17 protein-coding genes are annotated in these 15,768 nt (G+C 29.0%); 3 read left to right on the top strand and 14 right to left on the bottom strand.

Annotation, left to right across the window (positions count from 1 at the left end; genetic code table 11):
* Nucleotides 1-30: 30 nt before the first annotated feature.
* From M2214_RS10115 to M2214_RS10165, 11 genes are all read right to left on the bottom strand, one after another.
* Nucleotides 31-1,107 carry an ABC transporter substrate-binding protein gene (locus M2214_RS10115; RefSeq protein WP_248477051.1) on the bottom strand — a complete coding sequence of 359 codons (1,077 nt, stop codon included), beginning with the start codon at nt 1,105-1,107 and terminating at the stop codon, nt 31-33.
* A 786-nt stretch (nt 1,108-1,893) separates the two neighbouring features.
* Entirely contained in the window at nt 1,894-2,139 is a 246-nt protein-coding gene (locus tag M2214_RS10120; protein WP_248477053.1) for an AIR synthase-related protein, read from the bottom strand.
* A 70-nt stretch (nt 2,140-2,209) separates the two neighbouring features.
* Complete coding sequence (locus M2214_RS10125) at nt 2,210-2,425, bottom strand: HypC/HybG/HupF family hydrogenase formation chaperone (protein WP_248477061.1); 216 nt, start codon at nt 2,423-2,425, stop codon at nt 2,210-2,212.
* A gap of 4 nt (nt 2,426-2,429) precedes the next feature.
* Nucleotides 2,430-2,975, bottom strand: coding sequence for a Kae1-like domain-containing protein (locus M2214_RS10130; RefSeq protein WP_326521613.1), 546 nt, complete (start codon nt 2,973-2,975; stop codon nt 2,430-2,432).
* Nucleotides 2,976-3,218, bottom strand: a complete 243-nt coding sequence (locus M2214_RS10135) for a hydrogenase/urease maturation nickel metallochaperone HypA (RefSeq protein WP_248477063.1) — start codon at nt 3,216-3,218, stop codon at nt 2,976-2,978.
* A gap of 1 nt (nt 3,219) precedes the next feature.
* Nucleotides 3,220-3,687, bottom strand: a complete 468-nt coding sequence (locus M2214_RS10140) for a hydrogenase maturation protease (protein WP_248477065.1) — start codon at nt 3,685-3,687, stop codon at nt 3,220-3,222.
* Between the two features lie 2 nt (nt 3,688-3,689).
* Nucleotides 3,690-5,099 carry a nickel-dependent hydrogenase large subunit gene (locus M2214_RS10145; protein WP_248477073.1) on the bottom strand — a complete coding sequence of 470 codons (1,410 nt, stop codon included), beginning with the start codon at nt 5,097-5,099 and terminating at the stop codon, nt 3,690-3,692.
* 14 nt (nt 5,100-5,113) lie between these two features.
* Complete coding sequence (locus M2214_RS10150; RefSeq protein WP_248477082.1) at nt 5,114-5,986, bottom strand: hydrogenase small subunit; 873 nt, start codon at nt 5,984-5,986, stop codon at nt 5,114-5,116.
* Between the two features lie 16 nt (nt 5,987-6,002).
* Nucleotides 6,003-6,413 (bottom strand): cytochrome b5 domain-containing protein, encoded by a 411-nt coding sequence (locus M2214_RS10155; protein WP_248477084.1) that lies wholly within the window; start codon nt 6,411-6,413, stop codon nt 6,003-6,005.
* Between the two features lie 729 nt (nt 6,414-7,142).
* Nucleotides 7,143-9,158, bottom strand: a complete 2,016-nt coding sequence (locus M2214_RS10160) for a methyl-accepting chemotaxis protein (RefSeq protein ID WP_248477086.1) — start codon at nt 9,156-9,158, stop codon at nt 7,143-7,145.
* A gap of 558 nt (nt 9,159-9,716) precedes the next feature.
* Nucleotides 9,717-10,631 (bottom strand): choline kinase family protein, encoded by a 915-nt coding sequence (locus tag M2214_RS10165; RefSeq protein ID WP_248477088.1) that lies wholly within the window; start codon nt 10,629-10,631, stop codon nt 9,717-9,719.
* A gap of 211 nt (nt 10,632-10,842) precedes the next feature.
* On the opposite strand from M2214_RS10165, the gene M2214_RS10170 reads away from it, so the two are divergent.
* The 3 genes from M2214_RS10170 to M2214_RS10180 all read left to right on the top strand — a co-directional run bounded on the left by M2214_RS10170 (nt 10,843) and on the right by M2214_RS10180 (nt 13,087).
* A complete protein-coding gene (locus M2214_RS10170; protein WP_248477090.1) occupies nt 10,843-11,016 on the top strand; it encodes a hypothetical protein in 174 nt (57 codons plus the stop codon).
* A 104-nt stretch (nt 11,017-11,120) separates the two neighbouring features.
* A complete protein-coding gene (locus tag M2214_RS10175) occupies nt 11,121-12,311 on the top strand; it encodes a histidine kinase (protein WP_248477092.1) in 1,191 nt (396 codons plus the stop codon).
* A gap of 5 nt (nt 12,312-12,316) precedes the next feature.
* Complete coding sequence (locus M2214_RS10180; RefSeq protein ID WP_248477100.1) at nt 12,317-13,087, top strand: response regulator transcription factor; 771 nt, start codon at nt 12,317-12,319, stop codon at nt 13,085-13,087.
* A gap of 134 nt (nt 13,088-13,221) precedes the next feature.
* Here the strand turns inward: M2214_RS10180 and eutM are convergent, their stop codons facing one another.
* From eutM to M2214_RS10195, 3 genes are read right to left on the bottom strand one after another with little or no spacing between them, the layout of a single operon-like run.
* Nucleotides 13,222-13,515, bottom strand: coding sequence for an ethanolamine utilization microcompartment protein EutM (eutM, locus tag M2214_RS10185; RefSeq protein WP_248477102.1), 294 nt, complete (start codon nt 13,513-13,515; stop codon nt 13,222-13,224).
* Between the two features lie 20 nt (nt 13,516-13,535).
* Entirely contained in the window at nt 13,536-14,153 is a 618-nt protein-coding gene (locus tag M2214_RS10190) for a phosphate propanoyltransferase (protein WP_334302875.1), read from the bottom strand.
* A gap of 34 nt (nt 14,154-14,187) precedes the next feature.
* Nucleotides 14,188-15,723, bottom strand: a complete 1,536-nt coding sequence (locus tag M2214_RS10195; protein WP_248477106.1) for an acetaldehyde dehydrogenase (acetylating) — start codon at nt 15,721-15,723, stop codon at nt 14,188-14,190.
* Between the last annotated feature and the right edge of the window lie 45 nt (nt 15,724-15,768).

Genomic DNA, 15,768 nt, shown 5'->3' on the forward strand with positions numbered 1-15,768 from the left:
TACCCTATATTTTGTTACTGAATTATTGTTCTAGTTGTACTTATTAAAATCAGATAATAATCTCTTATAATTTTCATTATTAGGATCTTCTTTTAAAACCCTGTCTAAAGCTTTCTTATAAATATCTGTATTAATATAGTCTTCAATATTCTTGTCAGAATCTATAAAGCCCGTTTCTTTCATAATGTTCCAATATTTAATAGTTGATTTCTTAAGTGGGTCCGGACTGGTAATCATAGTAGCATCATCTGCATAGGTTTCTTTCCACAAATACTTTTTATCAACTTTTACATATTTAGATATGATATCCACTGTTTCTTCTTGATTTGTTTGATAAAAATCAAATGCTTTTATTAAGGCTACTAAGAAATTTTCCCAAAGCTCTGGATCTTCCTCAATCTTGCTTTTTAGAACATGTTGACGACAGCATACATTATTTTCGAATAAATCAGTGATATACATAGCAATGCTTACTCCTTGATCTTCAGCCATTGCTACAAATGGCGTCCATACAAGACCAGCATCTACACTTCCTTTTTTAACAGCTTCCATGGTAGCTGCAGGTGATTCCATTTCTATAATTTCTACATCACCATTTTTCCAATCAATTCCTTGATCTAATAATGCACCCCTAAATATTACATCTGCTGTAGATAGTCTAACAGTAGCTACTTTTTTTCCTTTATAATTCTTTAAATCCTTCATCTCTTCATATCTTTCCGGCTTGCTAACAACAGCACATGCCCCTGAATTTTGGCCTCCAATAATAGATACATCTACATCCTTTGCAATAAATGCAAGAGGAGCTGATACGCCAAAGCTTCCTACATCAAGCTTACCCGATGTAATGGCATTTAGGCCTTCTGCTGAATTTGTAAACTGGAATAATTCTGCGTCAATACCTTGTTCCTCAAAAAAACCTTTTTCTTTTGCTACAAAATAAAGTAAATGCTCAGGTGATGCCAGATAACCTACATTTATTTTTTTTAGAGGTTGACTGCTATCAGTTGATTCATTACTCACAGCATCTTGGCTATTACTACAACCAGTAAGTATTACATTTCCTAATAGAGCTATTAGTATAAAAAAAACAATACCTTTTTTCATCATTTGTCACTCCTTCTTCTACATTTTGTTTTCTTACTGCTTTAAGGTTCAAATCTATATGCTATAGCATTATGTAACATGCTCTTAAATTATATGTTCTCTACTATAGTTGTTCAAATTGTATTTTTTTATAATATTCTTACTATTCATTGTTTTTTTCTATATATTTTAATTGTAATTTTTTGTAATATCCTGGCTATTCATTGTTTTTTCTATGTATTTTAATTGTAATTTTTTATAACATTCTTACTATTCATTGTTTTTTCTATGTATGTTAATTGTATTTTTTTATAATATTCTTACTATTCATTGTTTTTTTCTATGTATATTAAAAGAAACAAAGAGGAAAGGATAAAATAATTTTGGACCTCCAATTTTTTGCTAATTGTTACACATAACCCTTTGGGAACAAACGAGACAGTTAAAGTTTTTAATATTCTATTCAATAAAAAATCCTTTATCCTTATTTTAGATATATCTGCTCCACTGGTGTCAATCATTAAATGTCCATGATTATCCATTAGACAATATGCATACACCTTAAATTGATAATATGGATATAGTAGTATTTTTAAGTCGTATTCTGTCGCTATAAAGAAACCGACTGACCCAATACCCACAACATAAAAGAAAATATTATTTAAAAAAATATATATCTAAAACAGTAATACTTTAAATGATTACTTATAAAACTAAAAATTCAGATGAAGCAATTACTCCATCTGAATTAAGGTTCTCTTTATATAAGTTATACCAATCTATTTTTACTTTCATTAAAAAATATTATTAACATATCCTCGGTAGCAATTCTCCTTCATGCATATTCAATATCCTAGTTCCTCCTATTTCTGTCTTCAAATATATACTTCTTTTATTATCATTTATAACTTTACCTATTATCATAGAATCTCTTCCTAAAGGATTTTTTTTCATAGCTTCAAGTACTTTATTAGCATCATTACTTGATACTATAACTACGAGTTTCCCTTCATTTGCCATATATAAAGGATCAAATCCTAACATTTCACACATACTCATTACTTCATTTTTAACTAATATAATTTCTAAATTCTTTTATATATCTCATATATACTTCCTTTATTTAATCTTTTAATATACTTTCAAATAATTTCAAGGTGTGTTCTGCCTCTTTTTTATCTATCTTTTGTATAGCACATCCTACATGTATTAAAACATAATCTCCTACATTTAAATTATCTAATAAACACGTATTTACTTTAGTTTTAACTCCTCCAAAATTTACTAAAGCTTCATCTTCATAAACTTCTATAACTTCAGCTGGAACTGCTATACACATATTATCACTCCTTAGAATTTTCATTAGCTATAACTACTTGACCAACACATATACCGCTATCATTACAAGGTATTAATTTATGAGTATAGACTTTAAAACCTTCTGAAGCTAGCTTTTCATATATGCCCTTTAATAATATTTCATTTTGAAATACTCCTCCACTTAATGCAACCTTATGTATATTATAGTTTTGAGCTATAATTGTACACATTTTTACTGAAAAATCTATTACTGTATTATGAAATTTTTTAGATATAACACTATCACTATGTTTTATTTCAAACTTTTTGTAATTTATTATTTTTTTATCTTCTATAATTATTTCATCTATCTTAGATAAAGTAGGTGGTTTATGTTTTAAGTTATATATAAATTTATTAATATTACTCTCTTTTCCTTCAATATCTATATATACTCCTTCTGAAGTATTTTTTACCCATCCATTCAAATTATTATATGAAGCTGTTTTATATACAAAAGGCCTAAATCCAACCCCTTGTACTATTCCCTTTACTGTTATATATTTTCTAACTATATTTATTTGTATTATTTATTCCCCCTCTATGCTATCTAGTAACAACTCATGTCCTTTTACTTTTTCTATGACTATTTGTGCATTTTCACATATAGTTCCTTTAGCCATTGTTTCAAACGAAAATTTAATAGAACTTTCATCGATGCAACTAGACTCTCCTATTTTAACTACTACTTTATTTACCTTTTTTAAACTATAGCTCTCAATATTTTGGTTTATTATCTCAAATATCTCAGACATTGCAGATACTTCATGCATTTTACTTACCTCCCTCAATATTATTTAAAACTCTCTTTATTTTGTTTAAAACATCATTACATATATTTTTAAATATTTTATTTAAAGAATCAGAAATACTTAATCTAAAATCAACATCAAAAACTTCAATTCCAATAATATATCCTTTTACACAATTTTTATAATTTATTATCATATCTACTAGATTAATATCATGCTGAGTTTCTGGATTATTTAAGTATCTTTTTGATTCTTCAAATGAGAATAATGAGACTGTTCCACATTCTAAGCCTAAATATGTGCTATCCAGTATGATAACAAAGTCATTATCATCAATTTCATTTAAACAATATAAAAAATCTGTTTCTCCAATAATCACTTCTATTTCTGAGTTAAGCTTCTTAATTTTATCTTTGATTTTCTCTAAAACATATACAGCTACTCCATCGTCACCCATAACTCTATTCCCTATACCAATGACTTTTATCATAATTAAACAACCCTTATATTCATACTAGAATGTTTATCGCTTATAATATGAGTAGCACAAGAAACACATGGATCAAATGATCTAACTATTCTTCCAACCTCTACAGGATTTTGTACATCTTTAACATAAGTCCCAATTAAAGCTTTTTCTATAACTCCTTTTACACCATCTGAATCAGTTGGAGATACATTCCAAGCTGTAGGAGTTATAATTGTATATTTTTCAATTTTTTTATCATCTATAGATAGCCAATGACCCAAAGCCCCTCTTGTAGTTCCCTTAAGTCCTATTCCATTGGATTTATTAGGTATTTCATATTTTTCTTGTTTTGTAGGTTCCATTTTTATTTTGCTTAAAAGATTCTCAATTATATTGCATATTTTCTTAGCTTCGAGTGCTCTAGCAATAGTTCTATCCATAGTAGATACTCCTCTAGTATAATCATTACTTAACCACATTCTTGCTAAAGGTCCTACTTCAACCGCATATCCATCATATCTAGGTGCCTTAACAAAACTATATGCATTTTCTTTATTAATATCTGGCTCAACATACCCTTCTTCAGGTTTTATATTATTTTTAGCTGACTTATACCAAGCATAATGTACGTTTTCAGTAATTTTATTATCATCAAGAGGTTTTCTTTTATTATTTATTAATACTCCTGGTTTAACATATATTAAAGGTTTATTGTAGTCACTATCAAATGCTCCATAGCTCATAAAATTGCCATATCCCTTACCATTTTCAAAATAATCACTATAATATTTAGATATAATATAAACATCTTCTATCATTATATTTTCTATAAAATCCTTTATAGACGATAATATTGATTTTAACTCTATAAGTATTGATGAATTCATATTTACTGTAACCCCACCTATAAATACACCATGGTTATGTGGTGCTTTCCCCCCAAGAATAGCTAACATTTTATGAGATAACCTACTATATTGTATAGACTCTACATAGTGGTTACTTAATTTTTCATTTAGTTTTTTTGGCAGTCTATAATCTCCATAAGATTCTTTATATACTGGATTTATTTTAGGTCCATTAACATAATCAGGGAAAGTATATTGATAAAAATGTCTTAGATGATTTTGTAAAAATTCACACCCATGTATTATATCTCTAATCATACTATCATTTTCATTAGGTACTACTTTAAAAGCATCTTCAAGTGCTAGAGCTGATGATATTGAATGAGCAGTTGAGCAAATACCGCATATTCTTTGAGTAAAATATATTGCATCTAGAGGAGGTCTTCCTTCTAGCATTTTTTCAAATCCTCTAAACAACATACCACTACTTTTTGCATCTACTACTATATTGTTTTCTATATTAACTTGTATTTCTAAAAATCCACTTATTCTAGTAAGTGGATTTATTACAATCTTTTCCCCCATACCTTCCTCCTTACCTAATATCTCACAAATGGTTCCATAGAATCTGGAAATCCATTTCTAGCACAACCTATACATGGAGTATTATTACCTATAGGCCAATTGACACTATCATTCCACCTTTTTATTGGGCAATTTGTTTTAGTTATAGGACCTCTACAGCCTAGCTTAAACATACACTCCTTATCTCCTAGCTTTTTAGCAAATATTCCTTTATCAAAATATGATCTTCTTTCACACATATCATGAATTGTTACACCATAAAAAAGTATAGGTCTATTTTCTTTATCTAGTTTTGGCTTTCCAAACGATATAATGTGAGCAATTGTACCAATTATCCATTGTGGATGCGATGGACAGCCTGGAACTCTTATAACTTCTCTATCTAAAAAATCATACACACTTTTACTTAATGATGGATTAGGACTTGCTGCTGAAGGTCCTCCATATGATGCACATGAGCCTAAAGCTATAACATATTTTGCTTTTTTGCCTGCCATTTCTACAGCTTCCATTCCAGTTATTAGTTTCCCTTTGTATCTAGCTATTACATTATAAAGTCCTTTATCTTTTGTAGAAACTGCACCTTCTACTACAAGAATAAACTCCGTATCTAGAGTCTCTAAGAATTTTTCAAATCCTTTTTCTCCTTCTTCAGCCATAATGCTATTGTCATATTTCATGTTTACCATTTGATCAAGAAAATATATTACATCTGGATCTTCTGCATTTAATAAAGATATAATATTTCCTGAACAACCACATGCCTCAAGCCAAATGAGATTAATTTTCTTATTTTTGTTTTCATTTATATTTTCTATAGCCAAGTCAACTATTTGTCTTGGAATTTTATTTTTGCTATCTATTATGGGACACTTTTTATTAGGCAACATAGATCCCCCTCATTTATTTCTTTAATACTCCAACTTTAGGTAGATTATTTAAAATTTCTTCTTTGCCATGGCATTTCATAAACTCATTTGTTAAATCTTTTCCTGAATATAAACCAAAATGAGTACCTCCACCCCATGTAATCTCATTACTTAGATCATAAACAATTCCATTTACTGCTACATAAGCTGGTTTCCCATTTGATCCATCGTACTCTGATAACTCTTCAACTGTAAATTTTCTTTGATTATCTGTATTTACCTTTTTCCCATCTCTATTGTTAGTCAGATTTTTTAATTTATTTATTTCGTTTTTTAAGAGTTTTTTATAATATAATTTTTGAGATGGAACTTTTGCAAAGTAAACCATTTGTTTTAAATACATGATTTTTTGAATTTTAAATTTGATTTTCAGACTCTTTTCCACTTTACTCACCTCATATTTTTTGTTGCGAAATATATACTTTAATAAATACAATATCTATTAATAAATACTTAAATATATAATGTTTTATTACAATAAAAAAGAGATGCAAAGCATCCCTCTCTTGTAAACTAGTAATATTCTATAATAGTTTGAAATAATACTTGTTCTTTCTATAGTTAACTGAACAATATTTAAAGATACTATGAATTTCAAATCATTATTTTTACAAAGGTAATAACATCAATGTTTTTTATATAAAGAACTAAATTATACAATTTCTATCAATATAGCTTACTGAAAACTTACTTTATATAAAGTTCGTAAATGTTTTAAATAATATCCTGTCGCTATAATGAAACCCTCCACCCCTACACCAAAAAACATTTACAATTGTAAATAAAACTATAAATATACTACATAAAATCAATAAGAATAAAAAAGAGAATACTAGATTTATTTTTTTTAAAATTACGTCTATTTATGTAGGAGTACGACTTACTTTATATGTTGGAAACCAACTAGATATATAAGAACGTATATTTAACTCTTTGTTCTTTTCTTTGAGTATATAAACTCAAGTAGTTTAAAATAAGTTTAATCAAGTAAATATCCATTTTCTATTTAAATTTTGGAATCTAATTGGGATGTTTTAAGTACCTTGTAAATATAAATGAAAGCCATGGCTGATATTTTATATTTTAACCATGGCTTTCATTTATATTTATCTTATCATATTTTGAATTTACTTATTTCTTTGTTTAAATTTATGGCAAGCTGATTAAGTGAATCCGATGCTTTTGCAACTTCCTCAACAGCACTTACTTGTTCTTGCATAGAAGCACTAACTTCTTCTGATGCCGCTGCCGTTTCTTCTGATACAAATGATATATTTGTTATAGCTTGTACAATATTATCTTTATCATTATTAATATCAGTGACATATTCGCCAATAAAATTAATCTTATCTGTAATCTTATCAATAGATTTTATAATTACATTGAATGCATCATTAACATGAGAGACTGAATTTGATTGTCTTATAGTACTTTCTTTTGCCTCATTCATAATTTCAACAGTTTTACTACTATCATTTTGAATATTAATAACAATTTCCTTTATTTCATTAGCTGCATTACTTGAACTTTCTGCAAGCTTTCTTATTTCATCAGCAACTACAGCAAACCCTCTTCCCGCTTCACCTGCTCTTGCTGCTTCTATCGAAGCATTTAATGCTAATAAATTAGTTTGATCTGCAATTGAAGTTATTGTATCTAATATATTAGCTATATTTCTTGCCTTATCATTTTGCTCAAATATTGCTTGTGCAACCTTCTTCGTTTCTTCATTATTTAATTCTGTTATTTCCTTTAATTCTTCTATAAGTTTAACTCCTGTTAAATTAGCATCTATAACTTCTTTTGTAGAATTTAACATATCCTCAGTACTTTCTGAAAGTTCATTAAGTTTATCCGCCAAATTAGATGTTAAAACGGATCCTATCTCTGATTCACTAGCTTGATTAGAAGCTCCTTTAGCTATCTCATCTATAGTTCTTGCTACTTCTTCAGCTGATGCACTAACTTCTTCTGAAGTTCCTGCTAAGTTTTGTGAAGACTTATTAACTTCCAGTGATGTATTTTGTATATTATTTATAAGTTTTACAATATCATCAAGCATTTCATTAAATCCTTCTCCTATTTGACCTATTTCATCTTTACTTTTGAAATTACACCTTACTGTAAAGTTACCTTTCTGTATTTTTTTCATATTATCTAAAAGTATATTTATAGGTTTTGTTAAATTTTTAGAAAATATAATAGAAGTAATTCCAGCTACCAATAAAGAGATAACTCCTATAATTAATGTAGTATAAAATAAAACCTTAGTATCATCTCTAATTTCATCAACATACATAGTTCCGATAACAGTCCATCCTAATTTATCTATTTTAGTAAATAATGCAATTTTATCTTTCGAAACTCCTTGTTCATTTTTAGAATATTCTATACTTCCTTCATTAGTTTTATGTATAGCTTCTTCAACCGCTTTTACATCTATATGAGTGCCTATAAATTCTTTATTTTTATGAGTAATAAAATTTAAATCCTTATCTACCAAAACAGCATAACCGCTTTTCCCAAGTTTGAGTCTATTTATTTTCGTCGAAAAATTTTCTAAAGATATATCTACTCCCAACACACCAACCAATTCATTATTGTTATAAGTATTGTATACAGGTATATAAACAGTTGTAACCATTTTTTCAGTAGCTATATCTTTATACGGTTTTTCCCAAACTATATCATTTTTACTTAAAGTATTTTTATACCAATCTTTTCCTACAGGATCATATCCCTCTGGCAGGTCATGTTGAGGATATAAATACATATCACTATTTGTCGTAGCTAAATAAATACTTTCAACAAACGGATGAGCTTCCTTATAACTTTTAAAAGTCTCCATCATCCATGTTTGTGAATCTGGATGCAATATAACTTGCTGCACATTTGGATCATGAGACATTTGAATAATATTAAATTCATTTTCTTCTACAAAGGTACTTATATTTTCTTGTATTTGCTGAACCATTTGAAAAGAATTATCTTTTAGGTTTTCTTTTAAAATTACTGTTGATTTAAAATATGAAGCTATTCCTAATGCACTTAGTGATATAGTTATTAACAAAATAAATGCTAAAATAAGTTTATAAACTATTTTATTTTTAAAATTAAAGATTTTTTTCACTTATACACCATACTCCTTATTTTTATATTTTTTATAAGTTTTATAATATCTAGATTAAATATTACATCTTAATTTTAACTTATTACTCTCTGTCCTCCTTTAATATAAAAAAATAGTAATTGTAATATTTATAATTTAAAACAGAAAAGCATCTATAATTTATAGATGCTTTTTAATTATTGTGTATAATTAAAAGTTGTAATACACTTCAAAAATATATACCACTAACATATTAATACATTTTGGCAGTCCATTCATTGTATGTACTGTTTTCCAGTCCTATTTTACTATATTTTTACATGGTATTCAATGATTTCTACCACATTTGTCAATATATTCATTTTTCTGCGCGGTAAATCTATCAAAATAAACTAAAGGAAAAATATTTAATCCACTTTTTATGACATTTTTAAATGATCTTTTTCCTACAATTAAGAGAAGAATAATTATATTCATATTCTTCTCTTTAAAATTAATTTATTTCATAATATTTTCCTAATTATTAATATCTATATTTATTAATAAGCGTTATTGCCCTTTGCAAGGTATCTCTTAGTTCTAATTTTTTACCATTTCAGCAATTGGATAATCTGGTGACAACATGATTTCCTTTATATTCTTTTTAAATCTTTCGTATCTAAAGCAACAGTAATCAAGGAAATCATCTCCATTATAATGTCTAATCATTGCCCATACCATCCAAAGTAAATCCTGTGCTAACATATAGCCTTTAATTTTTAATATTTCAAAAGATGAAGGAAACTGACCATAGTAATTAAAAAGCAGATATGAAATTGCTTCTTCATCCAGTCTTGATTCAAGAATATACGAAGCTACATCCCAACTTGGATCATTCATTCCAGAATATTCCCAATCTATTAAATAAATTTTCCCGTTATCATCCACGATAAAATTTTCTGGTACTGTATCATTATGACAAGGTACAAGCATTGTATTTTTTATATTCTTCCCAGTAAAATCAATTAACTTATTTTTTAATTCATCATAATCAAAGAAAAAACTGCCCTTTAGATTCCTAATAATCTGTTCATACTTGTTTAACTCTACCTGCCAGTCAAATACATTATGAAAATCTTTTTGACTTGTATGAATTTTTTTCATTAAATTAGAAACAGCTTTTATATTTGTTCTAGAGCATGGATCAGTTTGAGCAATATTGTTGCTATTTTTAATATACTCACTAAATTTAATACCACTAACCTCATCAAAGTAAATACATTTAGAATTCAAACCTAACTCTGATACAATCGTGTTATTAATCTTTTCATTTTTTCGATCAATCATAAGATCAGTCATACCACCCGGTTGTCTAATAACATACTCTATACCTTTTATATTCATAATATAGTTGTAATTAGTAAGTCCACCTGCAAAGCGTGATTTATCAAAAATTATATTATCATCATTAAAAACCAAACGTAGTTTTTTTTGTACTAATTCTTCCATTTTCATCAATATTTCCACCATTCATATTTTAATCTATTATTTTTTAAATATAATTTTACAAAATTAACCCTATATGTAAATGATTATAGCATAATTCTAATAAATTAGCTTTATCATAATAATAAATATTCCTTTTATAAAAGAAAAAATAGAAAAATCACAATCTTTAAGTACCTATTATCCAAGAAAAGCAATATTGTACAATAAACTAATTATTATGTATGATATTATGATAGAAAATAATATTCGTTCCCTTGGAGTAGATAAAAATGAGTTCAAAGAAGCTATTGGAAATATGGTAGAAACAGCATTAATAGATAGATGTACTCTAACAAATCCAAAACAACCTACTAAGGAGGATTTAATTAACATTTATAGAATATTTTATTAATATATAGAAAGTCTATAATTCAATATAGACTTTCTATATACTATCAACTAAGCAATTTCTTCATCTTAGTATAGATTATAAGTCAGAAGGGGTGTAACACAAGCATGAGTAACGCAAAAAAAATGCTAAAAGAATTAATAACCTCAAATTTATATACACGCTATAGTAATATCCTATCCTTATCAGATATCCCTCTGTTTTTAATTGATATAAATGGCGATATTTTATTTGAGTTTATACCTTCCCCAAACTTTTGTACCCGTATATGCCAGGAAAATGTAGATCAAGTATGTCATGACTACAAATGTAGATTAAATGCCGATTCAGATAATAGATTTGTATGTAAATATGGGCTTGAAAACATCCTTTTGCCTATTATAGTAAATGATGAAACTATAGGTTATCTAGCTGGTTTACAAGTATATTTAAAAGAAAATGAATATAAAAGATATATGATCGATATTCAATCTTTTAATGAAGATAAATTTTCTAAATTAGAACATGTAGCTAAATCTATATCTTCATTAAAGACTGTAGAATCAAATAAAATTAAAGTACATGAGCAATTATGTGGACAGATTACAAAAGATATTTCTATTGATTTATCCCAAAGGGTAAATAATTCATATTCTGATGTAGAAAGATTATCCATTGAAAAGGAAATACTAGAGAAAAAAATTATTGACTTAGAAGCAAAAAACATGTCTTTAGTAGTTAACCCCCATTTTTTATTCAATACATTAAACTGTATTGCTCGGATTGCATATTTTGAGAATTCTCATACGACAGAAGAGCTTATCTACTGCTTATCTGATTTACTAAGATATAATTTAAGACAAGAATACCAACTGCACACCATAGGAGCTGAAATTGATAACATTGAAAAATATTTATATATACAAAAAGTTAGATTCAAAAATCGTTTAGAATATGAAATTGATGTGCCTGAAAGCCTTAAGTTCTATAGGATACCAAACATGGTAATTCAACCTATACTTGAAAACGCTATTATCCATGGCATAACTCCAAAGCGTGACGGAGGAAAAATACGCATATGCGCTCAAAAAAATGGTAATGAAATAATCATTTCTATTATAGATAACGGTAATGGTTTTTCTAAGGATGTTTTACAAAAAATACAACACTCTGAAAATAAATCAGGTCTAGGGTTTAAAAGCACAGATAAACGTTTAAAACAACAATATGGTAATCAATACGGATTGAAAATTGTAAAATCTGATTATAGTGGAAGTACTGTTGCAATAATAATTCCTACTAAACCTATAGAGAGGTGATTGAGATGAGCATAATATTAATCGTAGAAGATGAAGTGCTTGAACAGGAATTTCTAAAATCAATAATACTTCGAGAAATTACTCAAGAAGATACACTGTTAACCTGTAAAAGTGGAGTTGAAGCTATAAAACTTGCTCATCAACATCGACCAAATATTATTATAATGGATGTATTGATACCTGAACTAGATGGTTTAAGTACAATTGAAGAAATCAGAAAATTTCTTCCTAATACATATATCGTTATTTTATCTGCATCTTCAGACTTTCACTATGCACAAAAGGCTATCAGATTACAGGTTTCAGAATATCTATTAAAACCAGTAAAACCATCTGTTTTTAAGCAAGTTTTTAGCAAAATATTAGCCTCTACATCTGAGTGTGCAGTGGCGGTAGAAGAAATTTCTAATAAAAAAAGTACAAAGCCTAAAGAATGTATTCAATCATTTATAAAGGAATCAGTAGATTATATAAAAGAACATTTTATGGAAAAGCTCACATTAGAAATAGTTTCCTCTAAAGTATTTGTAAACCCTAAGTATTTCAGCCGTGTTTTTAAAAAAGAAATGGGCGTATCGTTTTCTGAATATGTAATTAATCTTAGAGTACAAAATGCTTGTCATTTATTAGAAGAAACTAATTATCCTGCTTATCGTATTTCAATAGAATGTGGATTCTCAGATGCATCGTATTTTAATAGAGTTTTTTATGCCCACATGAATATGACTCCACAAGCTTATAGAAAATATATACATAAATCAAAGACAAAAAACTAAACATACCTTATACATATATTATCTTAGGTACCAATTTATAATTGGTGCCTTTATTATTCTTAATATAGAATAGAAAATAGAGGGCAAAATTTACCCTCTGTTTCTACTTTATATTATGTATTACTTTTTTAAGTCTATTTTACTTCTGCCTTTTCTACCTTAGGTAGAATTGTCTCAACCTCCATGTGTGGACGAGGAATAACATGAACTGAAATTAATTCTCCAACTCTTTGTGCAGCTGCAGCTCCAGCATCAGTTGCAGCTTTTACAGCACCAACGTCACCTCTTACCATTACTGTTACTAATCCACCACCAATATGCTCTTTACCAACTAAATAAACATTTGCAGCCTTAACCATTGCGTCTGCAGCTTCAATAGATCCTACTAAACCTTTTGTTTCTATCATTCCTAATGCATCATATTTCATTTTTATTTCCCCCTAAACTTTTATTTTATTATTTTAATTTTTGATAACGAATTAATATTCATAGCATTTGCTTCCTCTGTGTCAACATGACATTCTAAAACAGAAGTATCATTTGCTCTAACGGCAACATCATTATAAATACCACCTCTTGGCCCAGTAACTTCAATTGAGACCACCTGACCATCACTCACACCAAAGCGTTGTGCATCTTCACAGCTCATATGAATGTGTCGTTGTGCTACAACTAAACCTTCTGTAATTCTAACAGAACCTTTTGGACCAACTAATGTTATTCCAGGTGTTCCATGTAAGTCACCTGATAATCTTACCGGTGAAACTATTCCTAACTTAAATGAATCTCCTACTAGAACTTCTACCTGTGTTTTGCTACGCGCTGGACCAAGAATTCTAACTTTTTCAATAGCACCCTTTGGTCCACAGATTATTAATGTCTCCTTACAGGCATATTGTCCAGGCTGGGATAAATCTTTCATCTTATTCATCTGATAACCTTCCCCAAATAAAGAGTCCATATCCGCCTGTGAAAGATGCACATGACGGTTTGAAATCCCTACTGGAATTTCATTTATATCTTCTTTTTTTTCTGTTGAAGACGCGTTTGATTGAATAGCCTCCATCAAAAGCTTTAGGACAGCTTCGTGATTGTCCATTTTAGTTAGCTCCCTTCATAGCTTTTACTATTTCATTTACTAAACCTAAAAGCTTTTCATTATCAGTACAATCTATATTCAATTCATTTAATATAGAACTATTTGTACAGGATATAGATTCAGTCTTAACTTCACTATTATTAAGTTCAGGATAATTAAAAGACGAATCAGCAGAAGCTAATGTAGCGCAATCCTTTAAACCATATGCAACGCTTTTGATATTTATTAAATGCATAGGACTAACATTTTCTGAAACTGAACTTCCTCCCCATGTACCACAACCTAATGTAAAAGAAGGTATAAGTCCAGTGCTTGCACCAGTTCCTCCTTGAGCTCCACCTGTATTAACTAAAATACGAGATGCTGGTTTTTTAGCAAACTTCATTACCATATCTCTATCTTCAGTATGAAGACTCATAGTGTGCCCTATACCATTTTGAAGTAGTTGTATGCTAAGTTCACATGCCTCATGCCAATCCTTCACTGTATAAAAGGCGATAACTGTTGTCAATTTTTCATATGATAATGGATATTCCTCACCAACTCCTTGCTGCTCTCCTATTAAAAGTCTTGTTCCTTCCGGAATACAAATTCCAGCCGCCTGGGCAATAACTTGTGGAGTTCTCCCCACAAACTTAGCATTCATAGTGTGACCATTCTTAAATAACAGCTTACAAACCTTTTTAGTTTCTTCTACTGTCATAAAGTATCCGCCCTGCTTCTTAAGCTCAGCTACTACTTCTTCGCGGTTACACTCTTCCACAATTATTGATTGTTCAGATGCACAAATTGTGCCATTGTCGAAAGTCTTACTTGCCATAATGTTACTAACTGCTTTTTGGATATTAGCAGTTCTCTCAATATAAGCAGGTGAGTTACCAGCACCAACACCTAAAGCAGGCTTACCTGCACTATAAGATGCCTTTACCATTCCTGGTCCTCCAGTTGCAATAATCAAAGCAATGCCATCATGTTTCATTAGCTCATTTGTAGCTTGCATAGTTGGTGTTGAAATGCTACTTATAATATTTTCAGGAGCTCCTGCTTCTACTGCTGCATCATGCATTAAACTTACAGCCTTAAGCGTACACTTTAATGCTGATGGATGTGGTGAAAATACAATACCATTACGTGATTTAATTGATATCATTGCTTTAAAAATAGCAGTAGATGTTGGATTAGTTGAAGGAACAATACCCATTAATAAGCCCATAGGCTCAGCAATATCAATCAGTTGCTGATTTAGATCTTCTCTAATAACACCAATAGTTTTCATATCTTTAATCTCATTATAAAGAATAACAGAAGACATATGGTTCTTATATGTCTTATCTTCAGCGTTACCAAACCCTGTTTCCTCTACAGCCGTTTTAGCTAAAGATACTGCGTTTTCTTTTGCAACTCTAACCATATTACATAAAATCTTATCAATTTGTTCTTCAGTATAGTCAGCAATCTGATTTGCAGCAATTTTTCCTAATCGTGCAAGGTCTCGTGCTTCTTGTACTGAACGTAAATCGCGATCAATATTTTCCAATCAAACCCCCCCATTCCTTTTTCATAGTGTTTTAGTTTATATTTT

The organism is Tepidibacter aestuarii (genome assembly GCF_934924865.1).
Lineage (GTDB): Bacteria > Bacillota > Clostridia > Peptostreptococcales > Peptostreptococcaceae > Tepidibacter_A > Tepidibacter_A aestuarii.